The sequence below is a fragment of the Streptomyces sp. bgisy100 genome, assembly GCF_057709105.1.
Map to the genome: position 1 here is coordinate 1 of NZ_JBYITE010000005.1, position 15,545 is coordinate 15,545.

A 15,545-nucleotide genomic window follows, 5' to 3' on the forward strand; every position below is an offset into this window, starting at 1 on the left:
GGCGGCGGCGCACGAGGCCGGGCCGTCGTCGACCGTGGCGGTGGCCCGCCGGGTGCGCGCGATCGTGGTCGTCAGAGGCCACCGCCGGGTCGTCCGGTCGGCGACCAGCGATATCAGGCGGCGGGGGCTTTGGCGTGCAGTTCTGTATCCAGTTGCTCGAACAGCTCGTGGCCAGAGGCGGTGAACTTGCTGATGCCCTCGTCCTCCAGCACACGGACCACATCGTCGTAGGACACTCCGACAGCCTCCAGGTCATCCAGTAGCTGCCGCGATGCCGCATAGGTGCCGTGGACGGTGTCGCCTCGGATGCGGCCGTGGTCGGCGACCGCGCGCAAGGTCTGCTCCGGCATGGTGTTGACCACCCTGGGCGCCACCAGTTCGTCGACGTAGCGGGTGTCGGCGTAGGAGGGGTCCTTCACCCCGGTGGAGGCCCACAGCGGGCGCTGGGGGCGCATCCCGGCCGCGGCCAGTGCCTGCCACTCCTTGGATGCGGCAGCCAGCTCGAAGTGACGGTAGGCCAGGCGTGCGTTGGCGATCGCGGCCCGCCCGCGCAGCGTCAGCGCCTCCGTCGTGCCGATCCTGTCCAGTCGGCTGTCGATCTCGGCGTCCACCCGGCTGACGAAGAAGGAGGCCACCGAGGCGATGGACGTCAGGTCACGCCCCGCCGCGCCCGCTCGGGTCATGCCGTCAAGGAAGGCCTGGAGCACCTGGTCGTAGCGATGGAGGGAGAAGATCAGGGTCACGTTGATGCTGATGCCCTCCGCGAGTGCGGTGCTGACCGCCTCCAGGCCGGGCCGGGTGGCGGGAATCTTCACGAACAGGTTCGGCCGGTCCACCAACCACCACAGGGCCCGCGCCTCGGCGATCGTCGCTGCCGTATCGTGGGCGACCCGCGGGTCCACCTCGAGCGAGACCCGTCCGTCCACACCGTCGCCGGCCTCGTACACGGGACGCAGGACGTCGCAGGCCCAGCGCACGTCGAACGCGGTCAGCATCCTGGCGGCTTCCTCGACCCGCAGACCGCGCCGGGCCAGATCATCCACCTGTTCCTGGTACCAGGATCCCGAGCGGATCGCCTTGGCGAAGATCGTCGGGTTGCTGGTGATGCCCACTACTCGCTGTTCACGCAGCAAGTCGGCCAGTTCGCCACTGGAGAGCCGCTCCCGGCTCAGATCGTCGAGCCAGACCGATACGCCTTCGGCGGCCAGCCGGTCCAGGTTCTCGCTCATGATCTTCTCCCTTGCGTCCTTTCGGGGGAGGCCGCCTACGGGTCGCCCGGATCCTCCGCGGCCCGGGCGCGGGCCTCCTGCACCTTCGCCCTGGTGGCCATGCCGGCACTGCCGCCTGCCGCGCGCAGTTCCACACAGCACCGTCCCGGGTGGGGGGCAAGGACCGCGTCGATCCCACCGGCCTGCAAGCCGGTGAGGAAGCCGTCGAGGAAGGCGTGGTTGATCCCGCACACCAGCTCCGGCGATCGGGTGGCCAGCGGGCGGAAGGGACAGTTCAGTAGCCGCAGTTCGGTCGAGGCCTGCCGGTCGGGTTCGAAGCCGTGCTTCTCGAGCACGGACTCGGAAAGAGTCAGAGACCGCTCGGGCCCCAGACGGCCCGGACGGCCGCTGGTGCGGGTTGCGGCTCCGAGTTCCTCGCCCCGGTGGCGGGCCGTCCGCAGCGCGGCCGACTGCGCGTTTTCACTTTGCTGCTGGTCGAGGACCGCGTCCATGAGGATCTCGGCGATGACGTCCGGGCGGCGCTCGGGGATGCTGACGCGGATGTCGGTGTCCGCCGGCTCGTAGAGCTTGGGCTTGCGGCCGACCCTGGGGGTGCCGTCCGGGTTGTCGTAGCGGGAGGTCAGTAGGCCGGCCGCGACGAGCTTGTCCATGTGGAAGGCGGCCAGTTTGGCCGAGATCCCGGAATCGCCTGCAGCCTCCTCCCGGGTCACGGGCCGGTGGGCTCGCCGTGTGAAGGCATACAGCCTGCGGCGCACCTCATCCGTGAGCACCGAGACCGCTTCCACGCCCGAAACGGTGGGGGCCTGCGGTGAAGCCGGGGCCGAGTCAGAGGTCATACCTCCACAATAACTCCAGTCTGCGTATCCGTAACTGATCAGCTTCGTATCTTTTCGCTGGCTGGTTGACCGGCCTGGGTAATAAGGGAAGTGTCGATTAGTGAAACTCTGTGGAGAGGGAGAGGGCCATGTCATGACCGGCGCCGCCCTTGCCGGCCCGTACGGGCACCCGTTCCATCCGATACCGGCGGCGTCCGCCGCCCCGTGCGTGTCCCACGACGCGGAGGGGGTGGATCCGCACGCCGCTGAACTCGCTGCGGGGCAGTTCCTTCGGGCCCGGGGCGTCGACACCGAGTCCGAAGGCCTGCGCGGTACTCCCGGCCGCATGGCCCGCGCCTGTGCGGACAGTTCCGACAGGCGCGTCGGAACTGCAGGGACAGGGTGTCGTCGACGAACTCGGTCCGGCCCCGCCCTCGCCGCCGCCCCGCCTCCGAGGTGTTGCTACTTCTCGGGGCGTAGCCGGTCCAGCGTTCCGGTGACGAGCGGGTGACGGGGGTCGACGGCGCCGACGATGCGGCGGCCGATCGTGGTCAGCTGGCGGACCTGCGCCTTGGTGAGTGCGTCGAAGACACAGTTGCGCACGGCCTCCACGTGTCCGGGGGCGGTGGCGACCACTTTGTCGAAACCGTCGTCGGTGAGGGTGGCCACGGTGTATCGGCCGTCGGCGGGGTCGGGGTTACGGCGTACCCAGCCGCGCTTCTCCAGCCGCCCGACGACCTGGGACAGCCGTGGAAGAGAACCCTCCACGAACGCGGCGAGCTCGCTCATCCGCAGGGTGCGCTCGGGGACCATGGAAAGCCCGGCCATCACCTGGTACTCGAAGTGACTCAGGCCCGCGTCGCGCTGTAGCTGCGTGTCCAGTGCCGCCGGGAGCCGCATCAGCATGCTGCTGAGCGCAATCCATGCCTGATCTTCCTCGTTGTCCAGCCAGCGGGGTTCCTGCGGGGTCTCCATGCTCGCGATTATAGCTTCACGCGTGAAGTGATCAACTTGATGGGTGACTTGCGTCTTGAAGTGAATGAGCTCTAGCCTTCACTTAATGAATTAAGTCATTGAAAGGTGTCGATCATGACCGACGTCGTAGCGAGGCGCAGATGGTCGCCGTGAATCCGGTGCTGCTCGCGCTCGCGGCTGTCGTGGCGTGGGGCCGGTTCGGCCCGTACGCCCTCCAGTGATCCATGGACGATCTCGTTCCACGCATACGTGCAGGTCACGCAGAACACCCCCAGGACCGTCGTCCTGGAGCGCGAGGCCGAGGTTTCGCCTCGCGCCCAGTCCACCTCAACCGAGCCCGGCAGTTGGGCCCCGGCTGCGGATGGCCCGGCAGAGCGTCCTGCTGCCCTGGACGGCCACCCGCCGTGCGGCCGCCTCTGCCCTGCGACCCCATGCCTTCGGCTACGCAGCCGCCTCTGTGCACGTGACACCCGCCGCCCCCCAGACTCCAGCCGCCACGCCCGCCCGACCGCGACACCGCCCAGTAAGGACCGACACCATGACCCCGCATGCCGACCTGCCGACGATGCAGGAGACGACGTACGACATCGGCGGAAAGAAGATCTTCGCCGCGGAGGCGGGCGACGGCCCGGCCGTGCTGCTGCTGCACGGCGGCGGCCCCGGCGCCTCCGGTGTATCCAACTACACCCGCAACATTGCCGAGCTGGCCAAGGAGTACCGGGTCATCGTGCCCGACCTGCCCGGCTACGGACGCAGCACCAAGGGCGTCGACGGCAGCGACCCCTTCGGCCACCTCGCCGACGGCATCCGCGGCCTGATGGACGCACTCGGCCTGGACAAAGCCCATCTGGTCGGCAACTCCTACGGTGGCGCCTGTGCCCTGCGGCTGGCCCTGGACACCCCTGAGCGGGTCGACCGCATGGTGCTGATGGGCCCCGGCGGGGTCGGCAACACCCGCGCCCTGCCCACTCCCGGACTCAACAACCTGCTGGGCTACTACACCGGCGACGGACCCTCGCGGCTGAAGCTGGAGACGTTCATCCGCAACTACCTCGTCTTCAACGCCGCCGAGGTCCCGGAAGCCGCCATCGAGGAGCGCTACCAGGCCAGCATCGACCCCGAGGTGATCGCCTCTCCGCCGCTGCAACGCCCCGCCGGGCTGCGCACCTTGTGGAAGATGGACTTCACCCGCGACCCGCGCCTGAACCGGCTGCCCGTGCCCACCCTCGTCCTGTGGGGTGCGGAGGACAAGGTCAACCGGCCGTCCGGCGGCCGGATGCTGGCCGACCGCATGCCCAACTGCGACCTGTACCTCGTCGCCAACACCGGGCACTGGGTGCAGTTCGAGCGCACCGACCTGTTCAACCGTCTGTGCGCCGACTTCCTGGCCGGCCGCCGATGACCACACATGACGCCCCGTCCGTCTTCGGTGCCGTCCACCTCGGATACATCGTCATCGAGACCAACCGCTTCGCCGACTGGCGCCGCTTCGGCACCGACGCCATCGGCATGCACCACGACGCTCTCTCCCGCAACCTGATGCGCTTCCGCCTCGACGACCAGGAATGCCGCTTCCTCATCCGGCGCGGCCCCGCCGAGGACGTCGTCGCCACCGGCTGGTACATCGACGACCACGCCACCTTCGAACGCATCGAGGCCCGCATCCGTGCCCACGGCGTTCCCCTCGCCGTCGGCACCGACGAGGACGCCGCCCTGCGCGGCGTCGAGCGCCTGCTGCGTTTCCCCGGTCCCAAGGGCATCACACAGGAGATCTGCACCACCCCGGCGAAGTCGGCCGAGCCCCTGCGCACGCTCGCCTCAGGCTTCGTCACCGGCGAGGGCGGCATGGGCCACATCGCGCTGACCTCCACCAAGCCGGCGCAGATCCGGGGTTACTTCAACACCGTCTTCGATGCCCGCCTGACCGACTACATCGACGAGACCATCAGCGGCGTCAAACTCAGGATTCGCTTCCTGCGCGTCAACGAACGCCACCACTCCATCGCGGTCGCCGCCACCCGCGGCGGCCTGTCGATCGACCCGATCCGCACCCGCGTGCAGCACCTCAACATCCAGGCCGCCACCCTCGACGACGTGGCCCAGAGCTACCAGCGCGTGCACGAACTGGGCTTCGACATGGCCCTGTCCGTCGGCCGGCACACCAACGACAAGGAACTCTCCTACTACGCCCGTACCCCATCAGGCTTCGAGTGGGAGGTCGGCTGGAACCCCGTCGTCGTCGACGAGAGCACCTGGGAGCCCACCACTCACCAGGGCATCAGCATCTGGGGCCACCTCCCGGTCGGCCAGACCATCATCGAAAAGCTCGCCCAGTTCCGGGCCGGGGCCCGCTCCCTGGCTCGTCCGGAGAGCACGGTTCCGTCGCTGAGCGGCGCAGGCATTCCCGACGACTGACACCGTTCTCAGACACCCGAGCGCAACGCACGTGACAGCCCCAACGCGGCGGTCCGTACGGCCGGAGCGAGCTGGGCGGGCCGGAAGCGGCTGCGGGGCACGGCGACCGACAGCGCAGCCACCGCCACCGCCCCGTCGAAGACGGGCGCCGCGATGCAACTGACGCCCAGGGCGGCCTCATCCTCCTCGTAGGCCAGGCCCGCGACCTGAGCCTGCTCGATGGCGGTGCGCAGCCGCTCCGGATCGGTGACCGAGTGCGGCGTGAGGCTGGGGAGGGGGGCGTCCAGCACCTCCTCCGCCAGCTCCGCGCCGGAGAAGGCCAACAGCGCCTTGCCCACACCGGTACAGGTCAGGGGAAGCCGGCCGCCGATCCGGGAGGGCAGCCGCAGGGCGTCATGACCGTGGATGCGCTCCACGTAGACCACCTCGTGGCCTTCGCGCACCCCCAGATGGACGGTCTCGTGCGTGGCCTCGAACAGGTCCTGCAGAAAGGGCAGGGCCGCCTCGCGCAGATCATGCCGGCGCGGCACGAGCGAGCCGAGTTCGAAGAGCTTGCCGCCGAGCCGGTAGCTCTCCGCATCGCGTTCGAGCAGACCGAGCCGGACCAGTTCGCCACACAGCCGGAACGTCGTGGTCTTGGTCAAGCCTGCACGTTCAGAGAGTTCCGTGAGACGGAACGATCCGCCAGTCGGGCGGAAGCAGTCCAAGACTGCCACTGCCTTATCCAGCATGTTTCCCTGTGCGTTGTTCCGTGTCATGGAACATATTTTGCCGTTGCTCACGATGCGCGTCTATACCTGGCATGCGTCACAGCGTCGGCCGGCCCACCCGTACCGAGCCCTTCGCCGGCTCCGCTCTCTTCCGGAGGTAACCCGCATGCACATCCCGCCGCCCCTTCCCACTGCTCCTGACAGGGGCGAAGCATGAACGTCCACGAGCCCGCAGGTCCGGTGGCCGAGGTGGCGGCCGTCCTGGACGAAGCCGCCCGCGCCGGCACCCCGTGCCCCCCGGTGCGTCATCTGCTGCCCGAGGCGGACATCGAGGCCGCCTACGCGGTGCAGCGCCTGAACGTCGAGCGCGGCATCGCCGCCGGCCGGCGCCCGGCAGGCCGGAAGATCGGCCTGACCTCACCCGCCGTGCAACGCCAGCTCGGCGTCGACCAGCCCGACTTCGGCGCCCTGTTCGCCGACATGGCGGTGCCCGAGGGGCAGCCGATCGCCCCCGGCCGGCTGGTGCAGCCGAAGATCGAGGCGGAGGTCGCCCTGGTGCTCGGCGCGGACCTGCCGCACCGGGACCCGACCGTCGCCGACCTGCTGCGTGCCACGGCGTTCGCCCTGCCCGCGCTGGAGATCGTCGACAGCCGCATCGCCGACTGGGACATCGGCATCGTCGACACGGTCGCCGACAACGCCTCCTGCGGCCTGTTCGTCCTCGGCGGCACCCCCGTACCGCTGGACCGGGTCGACCTGCGCGACGTACGGATGACCCTGACCAGGAACGGCGAGACCGTCTCACGGGGCACCGGCGCCGACTGCCTGGGCAGCCCGCTCACCGCCGCCCTCTGGCTCGCCTCCACACTCGCCGGCCTGGGTGAGCCGCTGCGGGCCGGCGACATCGTCCTGACCGGCGCGCTCGGCCCGATGGCCGTCGCCGCCGAAGGCGACGCGTTCACCGCCCACATCGAAGGACTCGGCACGGTCAGCACCGCGTTCGCCGCCACCACCACGGAAGGAACCGGAGCATGACCACCAAGGTCGCCGTCATCGGCTCGGGCAACATCGGCACCGACCTCATGATCAAAACTCTGCGGCTCTCCGACTCTCTGGAGATCGCCGCCATGGCCGGCATCGACCCCGGCTCCGACGGCCTGGCCCGCGCCCGACGGCTGAAGGTCGCGACCACTCACCAGGGCGTGGACGGCCTGGTCGAGCTGGACGAGTTCGCGGACGTGTCCCTCGTCTTCGACGCCACCTCCGCCGGCGCGCACCATCGCCACGACGAGGTCCTGCGCACGCTGGGCCGCACGGTCGTCGACCTCACCCCCGCCGCGCTCGGCCCGTACGTGGTCCCGCCGGTCAACGGCGACGCCCATCTGAACGCGCCCAACGTCAACATGGTCACCTGCGGCGGGCAGGCCACCATCCCCGTCGTGGCCGCCGTCGCCGCCGTGACCCCGGTCCACTACGCGGAGATCGTCGCCTCCCTCTCCTCCCGCTCGGCGGGCCCCGGCACGCGGGCCAACATCGACGAATTCGTCGAGACCACCTCGTCGGCCCTGGAGCAGGTCGGCGGCGCGGCCCGCGGCAAGGCCATCATGGTCGTCAACTCCGCCGAACCGCCGCTCATCATGCGGGACACCGTGCACTGCGTCGTCGGTGACTGCGACGACGCCGCCGTGACCGCATCCGTGGAGGAGATGGTCGCGCGCGTCCAGACGTACGTACCCGGCTATCGGCTCAAGCAGAAGGTGCAGTTCGAACGCGTCGCCACCGACAGCCCACTGCGCTCCCTCATCCCGGCCGACTCCCGGTCCGGCCGGGCCGCCAAGGTGTCGGTGTTCCTCGAAGTGGAGGGCGCCGCCCACTACCTGCCCGCCTACGCCGGCAACCTCGACATCATGACCTCGGCCGCCCTGCGCACCGCCGAGCGCATGGCCGCCCATCGCACCACGAAGGTGGTTTCCCCATGACCGCGCCCCGGCCGAACACCCTGTACGTGCAGGACGTGACCCTCAGGGACGGTATGCACGCCGTCCGCCACCGCTACACCGTCGACCAGGCCCGCACCATCGCCGCCGCACTCGACGCCGCCGGAGTCGCCGCGATCGAGATCGCCCACGGCGACGGCCTGTCCGGCTCCAGCATCACCTACGGCGTCGGCGCCCACACGGACTGGGAGTGGATCGAGGCCGTCTGCGACGCCGTGACCCACGCGGTGCCCACCACCCTGCTCCTGCCCGGCATCGGCACCGTGCACGACCTGCGCCGAGCACACGCCCTCGGCATACGCTCGGTGCGCGTCGCCACCCACTGCACCGAGGCCGACATCTCCGCCCAGCACATCGCCGCCGCCCGCGACCTGGGCATGGACGTGTCCGGCTTCCTGATGATGTCGCACATGGCCGAACCCGCCGAACTGGCCCGGCAGGCCAGGCTGATGGAGTCCTACGGCGCGAACTGCGTCTACGTCACCGACTCGGGCGGCCACCTCACCATGGACGGCGTACGCGACCGCGTCCGCGCCTACCGCGACGTCCTCGACCCGTCCACCGAACTGGGAATCCACGCCCACCACAACCTCGGGCTGGGCGTGGCCAACTCGGTCGTCGCCGTCGAGAACGGCGTCACCCGCGTCGACGCCTCCCTCGCCGGCCAGGGAGCCGGAGCGGGCAACTGCCCCCTGGAGGCGTTCGTCGCGGTCGCCGAACTGACGGGCTGGGAGCACGGCTGCGACCTGTTCCCCCTGATGGACGCCGCCGACGATGTCGTACGCCCCCTCCAGGACCGCGAGGTGCGGGTGGACCGCGAGACCCTCACCCTCGGCTACGCGGGCGTGTACTCCAGCTTCCTGCGCCATGCCGAGACGGCCGCCCACCGCTACGGCGTCGACGCCCGCGCGATCCTCATCGAGGTCGGCCGCCGCGGGCTGGTCGGAGGTCAGGAAGACATGATCACCGACATCGCCCTCGACCTCGCCGCAGTGGGCACCATCGCCTGATCCGGAAGAACCGCACAGGGCCAGTCGAAGCCGAGGCTGAAGGCAGACCCCGGTGTCACCCGCCACGAGCCGGCGTCGAGCTGACCGCCTGCACGGAAACCCGCCGACCAGCTCCCGAGTGCCGTTCCACGCCGACCAGTAGCCCGCGGCCGCCGACTCCGCGGGGCAGGCCCGACCCTTGCGCATCGCGTAGGCGGCGGCGCGCTGCCCGCGTGGTGGTCTGTGGGGGAGTGACAGTTGGTCGTCGTGGGTCAGCCGCGGTAGCTCTCGTGGCGGGCGAAGTCGGGTATCTCGACGGCTTCGAAGGCTTCGGTGCAGCGCAGGGGGCGGACGGTGTCGACGTTCCACACGTAGAACGGCAGCCGGGTGCGCGGGCTGGCGTGGCGGACCTGGTCGGGGCCGTGGTTCATACCGGCCGGTGTGACGCTCGCCAGCCCCGCCGGCGGACCGGCCTGGCCGCCGTCGCCGGTGCCGAGGAAGACGAACAGCTCGTCGTAGTCGACATTGCGATGGGCCGGCTGCGCCATGTCCGCGTCGTCCGCGGTCTGGGTGGGCCGGGGTGCCATGGTGACGAACCAGTTCTGCCCGGCCTGGAAGGTGGCGTGTGCCACCGGCGGCATTTCGAGGCGTTCGCAGGCGAGCGGTCGGAGGTCCGCTAGGCGCAGCCGGAAGGGGGCCAGGGTGCCGGTCCAGCCTTCCACGTCGGCGGGGTCGAAGGCGTAGAAGATCGACGACAGTTCGCCCGCGCGCTGGACGAGCACCTCCCACTCGCCGGCCGGGTTCTGCGCGGAGGGGACGGTGATGCCGGCGTCGAGCCTGGGGACGTCGAGGACGCCGCGGTCGAAGGGCAGGAAGTGCCCCAGCAGCCCCCGCTCGGGGAGCGTGATCGGCTCCCGTGTCTCCACCACGTAGGTGATGTGCCGCTCGGCCTCGGGGGCGATCCGGTAGTTGGTGCCCTTGGGGATCACCAGGTACTCCAGCGGCCCGTACGCGAGGGTGCCGTAGTCGGTGACGAGGGCGCCACTGCCCGACTGGACCAGCAACAGGGTGTCGCCGTCGGTGTTGCGGAAGTAGTAAGGCATCGGCGCCGAGCGCTTCGACACCGAGACCGTGATGTCCTCGTTGAACATCAGCGGCGTCGGCAGGGCGCGCTCGTCGTGCTCATCGGCGGCGGGAACGTCGGTGAGCCGGATGCCCCGTGGCCGGATCGGGCCCTCCACCCGCAGCCAGTCCGTGGTCGGGTGGGCGTGGTAGAGCTGAGAGACGTCCCCCTCGAACCCCTGACGGCCGTGGTGCTCCTCGAAGGTGCCCTGAGGCACCTGGGCATGGGCCTGGTGGGAGATCCGGCCCTGAACGTGCTTCGCGAACATACAGCGACTTCTCCTTGGGCGCCGGCACACGCCAAGCGCCCCATCGGGTGGGTGAGTGAGAGGTAAGCGTGGCGTGGGGGTCGGGCCGGCAAGAGACCCCGGCCTGCCACACCCGTGCCAGGCACGGCGGCGACGCAGCCCCGACCGCCCACCGCACCTCGCGGGGCCGGCAGGTATGCGCGGCCACTGGCTCGCCACGTCACAGCCTTTGATGCGGCGATCAAACGCTGGACGACTCCTTTGGTTTGCGCCCCTCTGGCGCCTTTCACTCCACGAGTGAACAACCACAGCGTGCCGCCGGTCCAACACCGATCATCGGACACGTGACAGCATCAGACTGTTACGGTGGGGATTTGTGGACCTCGACCTGCGCCAGGTGCGCTATGCCGTCACCCTGGCAGACGAACTCCACTTCGGCCGGGCCGCGGACCGGCTCACCATCGCCCAGCAGACCCTCTCCGCCCAGATCAGAACCCTGGAGAAGCGACTCGGCGTCCCGCTGTTCACCCGCGACCGCCGCCACGTCGCCCTCACCCCCGCCGGCGAGACCTTCGCCGAACGCGGCCGACGCCTCCTCGCCGACGCCGAACGTCTGGTCAACGAGATCACCCACACCTGCACACCCCTGCGCATCGACGTCGTCGCCGAGGGCCTTCCCTCCACGCTCCTCGTCCACCACCTGCGCACCCAGGCCCCCGACCTGCCGTTCGAGGTGCTCCAGAGTCACGGCATGGCCGCAGCACTGCCCCGCCTCCTCACCCGCGACCTCGACGTCGCCCTCGGCCGCCCCTTCGGCCTCGGCCGCCCCCTCGGAGCCGCCCTCGCCACCATGCCCGTGGGCCTGGACCCCATCGGCGTCATCATCCCCGCCGACCACCCCCTCGCCGACCGGGACGAGGTCCCCCTCGCCGCCCTCGCCGATCACCCGCTCCTGATCCACTCGGCGGACGAGTCCGCCGAGTGGCACGACTGGGTCGGCCAAGCCGTCGCCGCCTTCGGCCTGAAGGTGGCGACACACGTACGCGGTCACGGCCGCACCTCCGCTCTGGCCGCCGTCCAAGCCCTCCGCCACCCGGCCTTCGGCCGCACCTCCGCGCACCTCCCCGACGGCCTCACCGCCCGGCCTCTCACCGACCCCCTCCCGCTCTACCCCTGGCACGCCGTCTGGAACACCACCACGGCACACCGCGCCCTCAACCGCGCCCTGGAACTCATCCACGCCTACGCCCGGACCCACCACTGGCACCGCCCCCCGAGCGCCGACTGGTGGCTCCCGAAGCCCGATCGCGACACACTGCGGACCACGAACTGATCCACACCCTTCCGTCCGACCACGCGTATTCCCCTCCCGCCGGTCGGCCGGCGCAGTGCCAACGGTGGGGGGCGCTTGTTAAGCGTCCACAAGCGTACGAGGCTGGGTGACCGAAGGAGCTCCGGCGGCGCCGGCGAGCCAGCGTGTGGTTACTGCGTGGTGCGCAGGGAGGAGCAGCGGCAGCCGGTGGACAGACGCCTTTGGCGGTGCAGCGCCGGGTGGTGTTTGCTCTTCCATCGCCGAGGAGTGCCCCGACTTGCCGGTGGCGCTCCTCGGCGAGGGGTCCTTCGCTCGCCCAGCCCATCGCGACCGATCACCGGACACCCGAGTGTCCCAAGCCGCCGATGCCGAGTACGTGCCTGCGAGTGGGCCAAGAACGCGGCCAGATCGACGGGCTGGTCACCGGCACATGATGCGGGGAATCTGTCCCGGTCGAGGAACAGGAAGCAGTCCGTGGGAGGCAGGACCGGCGGTACGGGACCGTCGGTCGGAAAGCCTCCGATGAGGGTGTTGGCCGACTCTCCCCGGCACGGGTGTGGCACCTGGGTGAGTGATCCTGCTGTGGTCGGTTCGGAGACCGGAGTTGTCCATGTCCCGGACACCGCCTGCTCCGCAGTTGTTCATGACCGATGGCACAACTCCGTTCCCGGACCCCTGGTCTAACCCGTTGACCACAAGCACCACGGGCACTGACATCCCGAAGGGGCACTTCCGCATGCGCACCTACAGCACCATCGCTGCTACCGCCGCCCTTGCCCTCGCGCTCGGCGCAACCGCCCTCGCGCCGGCCGCCCAGGCAGCCCCGGTGGCCGCGGCCACGGTCGTCCACGAGGACGGCGAGCTCTGGTACAAGGCCGCCGTCGGCCAGCAGAACACGCTGACGGTCGACGAAGAGATCGAGCACCGCGGTGAGTTCGAGTCGTACTACGTCCTCACCTTCCGCGACCGGTACGACATGGCCATCGACGCGAGTGCGGCGGGCTCGGACGAGTGCACGTACCCCACGCAGGGCGACCGCACCGTCGTGCGCTGCGCGGTCGAGATTCCGCAGAACTCGGATGACTCGGACAGCTACGACATCGACCTCGGCGACAAGGACGACACCGCGACGCTCGAGCAGGACAGCGACGCATGGGCCAGGGTCCACGGCGGCAAGGGCAGCGACGTGCTCAAGGGGTCCGTGTCCGCCATGCTCCACGGCGACGACGGCGACGACCGCCTCGACGGTGGCGGTGGTCCGTTCGGCTTCGGCTCCTTCGGCGGCCCGGGGAACGACACCCTCACCCACTGCGGGCAGGACTGCTCCGGCGGAACCGGGAACGACTCTCTGACCGGTACCGGCGAGGAGAACAGTCTGCACGGTGACGACGGCAACGATGTTCTGCACGGAGGCGGCGGCGCCGACGTCCTGTACGGCGGCAAGGGCAACGACAAGCTGTACGGCGAGGCGGGTAACGACACACTGTGGGGCAACAGCGGTGACGACGTCCTGTGGGGCGGCCCGGGCACCGACAAGCTCTCCGGCGGCCCCGGCCGCAACGAACTGCACCAGGACTGAGCTGGCTTCCCGGTCCTGAGGCTTGTGGGAGCCGCTCGCCGCTGGCAGCGGGCTTTCGTCACAGGCCGGGCCCGGGCCCCGGCCTGCTGGGAGGGGCTGTTCCGCCCAGACGGCCTTCCCCTGGGGGTATGGCGGGTCCCCCGGAGACTGGCGAGCTGGGCGACCAGGAGCAACCAACGGACCCCGGATTCCGATGAATTGGCTCACCCCAAGAACTCGGTGGTCCGGTGCGGCAACCGAATCCCGCGATGCGACCGCCGTACCGGATCAGATGTCGAGGTCGAGGTCGGTGACCGGGGGCAGCTGTCCGCGGAAGGTCTGACGGCAGCCTCGGGCCGGACACACCAGTGGCCGCACACATGACTCACATCCGCCGAGAGATGGAGCACCGGGTGAGTTCGAGTCGTACGACGCCTCACCTTCCGCGATCGGTACGACATGGCCATCGACGCGAGTGCGGCGAGCTCGGACAAGTGCACGTACCCCACGCTGGGCGACCGCACCGTCGTACGCCGCGCGGTCCAGATGAGGTCCTCCGCTGCACAGACGGACCGCGACTCAGTCAACAGAGAGTCGACGTTCGGTCAGTCGGCGAGGTGGATGACCTCAAGACCGGGACGGGATGAGCCTGCGCATCAAGGCAGAGCCACGGAACCGGATATCCGAGCCCTGGACTCCTGGCGCAGCCATGCCGGCATGCCGTTAGGCTCGGTGGAGTCCTCCAGCAGTAGCTGGGCCGCCGAAACACGATCGGGAACATACCGTGGCAACAGCCTTCGCCAGCTTCGCTCTCTTCGCCTTACTGGTGACGATGGTGCCCGGACCGGACACCTTGTTGGTGCTGCGCAATTGTGTGCGTGGTGGTCGGCTGCCAGGCGTGGCCACCGCATTCGGTGCTGCGGCCGGCTCTCTCGCCTGGGCGGTTGCGGCGGCGGTCGGACTGGCGGCGGCTCTGCAGCGCTGGGATTCCGCATTCGCCGTTGTCCGGCTCGTGGGCGCGGCCTACCTGGTATTCCTCGGAGCGCAGGCCTTGTGGGCTCATCGCCGCGGCACCGCGGCGGCAGAAGCCGCGGAGGCCCCGTCGATGACCCCCGCTCCGACTGTGTTCCTCGGCTTCCGGCAGGGGCTTCTCAGCTGCCTGCTCAACCCCAAGGTCGGCATCTTCTTCGTCGCCGTGGCTCCGCAGTTCCTTCCGGACAGCCACTCGGCGCTTTCCATGACGCTTGTCTTCGGAGTCATCGACGCGGTAATTGCAGCGGGGTGGCTGATCCTGGTTGCGGTCTTTGCCGCGCGCCTGCTGACCTGGCTGCGCCGCCCCCGTGTGAACACCGCGCTGGAGAGGACTACCGGCGGCATCCTGGTCGCCCTGGGCATCGTGACGGCTGCGGAGACAGCCTAGGAATTCCGCGCCCTGCCGTCAGCTCTCCAGGGCGCGGTCCCGCTCGACTGGAACCTCGCCCATGGCAACGTCTGGGCGCACGGAGCCGAGAACTTCGGCGATCGTGGTTCCGATCTCCTTCGCATGGACAGCGTCTTCGCCGGGACAGCCGAGGACCACGAGCAGTGCTTCCTTGTCGTCCACGGTCAGTTGACGATCCGCGGAATCGCAGTCCCGGCGTCCGAGCCAGGCAAAGAGCTCCAGTTCATCATCGGATGCCTGGCTGCCGTACACCAGATCACCCGGTGGGACCGGGCGGGAACGTGTGGCGAATGCCGGCGTGATGCGCTCACCACCGGCGGCGCGAGTCACGACGAGACTGCGGTGTCCATCCACCGGCAGCCACCGATGGAGGCCGATACCGCCACCATGCCGCAACGTCGCGACGCTCACCGCATCCACGACGGCGCCGTGGGATTTCCAGCCGCGGGTACGCAACACGTCGCGCAGCCGCTCACCTGCCGGTATCACCCCGGGGTGGCCAAGACGCGTCAGAAGCTCGCGGTAGCCGTCGGGAATGGCGTTCCCCGCGTCGAAGAGGGCGTCCACCTGTTCAGCGCTCAACCCGTCCGTGCCCAGGAGGGGGCGGGTCGAACTGAGCCGCCAGGCGCGGGGGTGGTGCAACCCGAGGGCATGGGCTTCCGGGGTGACGCGTAGGTGCATGACAGCTCCAGACGGCAGGTGGTGGCCTCGGTGGTAGTGGCCTCGGTAATTCT

Annotated in this window: 15 protein-coding genes; 8 read left to right on the top strand and 7 right to left on the bottom strand. The window is 69.7% G+C overall.

All coding sequences use genetic code 11. From position 1 onward, the window contains the following. Window positions 1-113: 113 nt before the first annotated feature. From tal to AC3EQ1_RS05130, 4 genes are all read right to left on the bottom strand, one after another. A complete protein-coding gene (tal, locus tag AC3EQ1_RS05115) occupies window positions 114-1,229 on the bottom strand; it encodes a transaldolase (RefSeq protein ID WP_432093045.1) in 1,116 nt (371 codons plus the stop codon). A gap of 35 nt (window positions 1,230-1,264) precedes the next feature. Continuing rightward, window positions 1,265-2,065, bottom strand: a complete 801-nt coding sequence (locus tag AC3EQ1_RS05120) for a helix-turn-helix transcriptional regulator (protein ID WP_432093046.1) — start codon at window positions 2,063-2,065, stop codon at window positions 1,265-1,267. A gap of 441 nt (window positions 2,066-2,506) precedes the next feature. Next, a complete protein-coding gene (locus AC3EQ1_RS05125; protein WP_432093047.1) occupies window positions 2,507-3,019 on the bottom strand; it encodes a MarR family winged helix-turn-helix transcriptional regulator in 513 nt (170 codons plus the stop codon). Window positions 3,020-3,114: 95 nt separating this feature from the next. Beyond that, entirely contained in the window at window positions 3,115-3,279 is a 165-nt protein-coding gene (locus tag AC3EQ1_RS05130; protein ID WP_432093048.1) for a hypothetical protein, read from the bottom strand. A gap of 278 nt (window positions 3,280-3,557) precedes the next feature. Here AC3EQ1_RS05130 and AC3EQ1_RS05135 point away from each other — a divergent pair, with 278 nt between their 5' ends. Then, window positions 3,558-4,421 carry an alpha/beta fold hydrolase gene (locus AC3EQ1_RS05135; protein WP_432093049.1) on the top strand — a complete coding sequence of 288 codons (864 nt, stop codon included), beginning with the start codon at window positions 3,558-3,560 and terminating at the stop codon, window positions 4,419-4,421. After that, window positions 4,418-5,434, top strand: coding sequence for a VOC family protein (locus AC3EQ1_RS05140; RefSeq protein WP_432093050.1), 1,017 nt, complete (start codon window positions 4,418-4,420; stop codon window positions 5,432-5,434). The genes AC3EQ1_RS05135 and AC3EQ1_RS05140 overlap by 4 nt, the downstream gene beginning before the upstream one ends. 8 nt (window positions 5,435-5,442) lie before the next feature. Here AC3EQ1_RS05140 and AC3EQ1_RS05145 read toward each other — a convergent pair whose 3' ends face one another. Next, window positions 5,443-6,165: an IclR family transcriptional regulator gene (locus AC3EQ1_RS05145; protein WP_432093201.1), complete on the bottom strand. Its 723-nt coding sequence runs from the start codon at window positions 6,163-6,165 to the stop codon at window positions 5,443-5,445. A 192-nt stretch (window positions 6,166-6,357) separates the two neighbouring features. Here AC3EQ1_RS05145 and mhpD point away from each other — a divergent pair, with 192 nt between their 5' ends. From mhpD to dmpG, 3 genes are read left to right on the top strand one after another with little or no spacing between them, the layout of a single operon-like run. Next, window positions 6,358-7,179 carry a 2-keto-4-pentenoate hydratase gene (gene mhpD / locus AC3EQ1_RS05150; protein ID WP_432093051.1) on the top strand — a complete coding sequence of 274 codons (822 nt, stop codon included), beginning with the start codon at window positions 6,358-6,360 and terminating at the stop codon, window positions 7,177-7,179. Further along, a complete protein-coding gene (locus AC3EQ1_RS05155) occupies window positions 7,176-8,123 on the top strand; it encodes an acetaldehyde dehydrogenase (acetylating) (protein WP_432093052.1) in 948 nt (315 codons plus the stop codon). Before mhpD ends, AC3EQ1_RS05155 begins: the two co-directional genes overlap by 4 nt. Then, window positions 8,120-9,151: a 4-hydroxy-2-oxovalerate aldolase gene (gene dmpG / locus AC3EQ1_RS05160; RefSeq protein WP_432093053.1), complete on the top strand. Its 1,032-nt coding sequence runs from the start codon at window positions 8,120-8,122 to the stop codon at window positions 9,149-9,151. Before AC3EQ1_RS05155 ends, dmpG begins: the two co-directional genes overlap by 4 nt. 251 nt (window positions 9,152-9,402) lie before the next feature. Here dmpG and AC3EQ1_RS05165 read toward each other — a convergent pair whose 3' ends face one another. Then, window positions 9,403-10,521, bottom strand: coding sequence for a homogentisate 1,2-dioxygenase (locus AC3EQ1_RS05165; RefSeq protein ID WP_432093054.1), 1,119 nt, complete (start codon window positions 10,519-10,521; stop codon window positions 9,403-9,405). Between the two features lie 355 nt (window positions 10,522-10,876). Between AC3EQ1_RS05165 and AC3EQ1_RS05170 the strand changes: the two genes are divergently transcribed. The 3 genes from AC3EQ1_RS05170 to AC3EQ1_RS05180 all read left to right on the top strand — a co-directional run bounded on the left by AC3EQ1_RS05170 (window position 10,877) and on the right by AC3EQ1_RS05180 (window position 14,790). Then, the gene (locus AC3EQ1_RS05170) at window positions 10,877-11,833 is read left to right on the top strand and encodes a LysR family transcriptional regulator (protein WP_432093055.1); all 957 of its coding nucleotides are present in this window, start codon (window positions 10,877-10,879) and stop codon (window positions 11,831-11,833) included. A 715-nt stretch (window positions 11,834-12,548) separates the two neighbouring features. After that, window positions 12,549-13,391 carry a calcium-binding protein gene (locus AC3EQ1_RS05175; RefSeq protein WP_432093056.1) on the top strand — a complete coding sequence of 281 codons (843 nt, stop codon included), beginning with the start codon at window positions 12,549-12,551 and terminating at the stop codon, window positions 13,389-13,391. Window positions 13,392-14,154: 763 nt separating this feature from the next. Continuing rightward, a complete protein-coding gene (locus AC3EQ1_RS05180; RefSeq protein ID WP_432093057.1) occupies window positions 14,155-14,790 on the top strand; it encodes a LysE family translocator in 636 nt (211 codons plus the stop codon). Window positions 14,791-14,808: 18 nt separating this feature from the next. Here the strand turns inward: AC3EQ1_RS05180 and AC3EQ1_RS05185 are convergent, their stop codons facing one another. Further along, on the bottom strand, window positions 14,809-15,492 hold the full coding sequence (locus AC3EQ1_RS05185) for a hypothetical protein (protein WP_432093058.1): 684 nt from the start codon (window positions 15,490-15,492) through the stop codon (window positions 14,809-14,811). Between the last annotated feature and the right edge of the window lie 53 nt (window positions 15,493-15,545).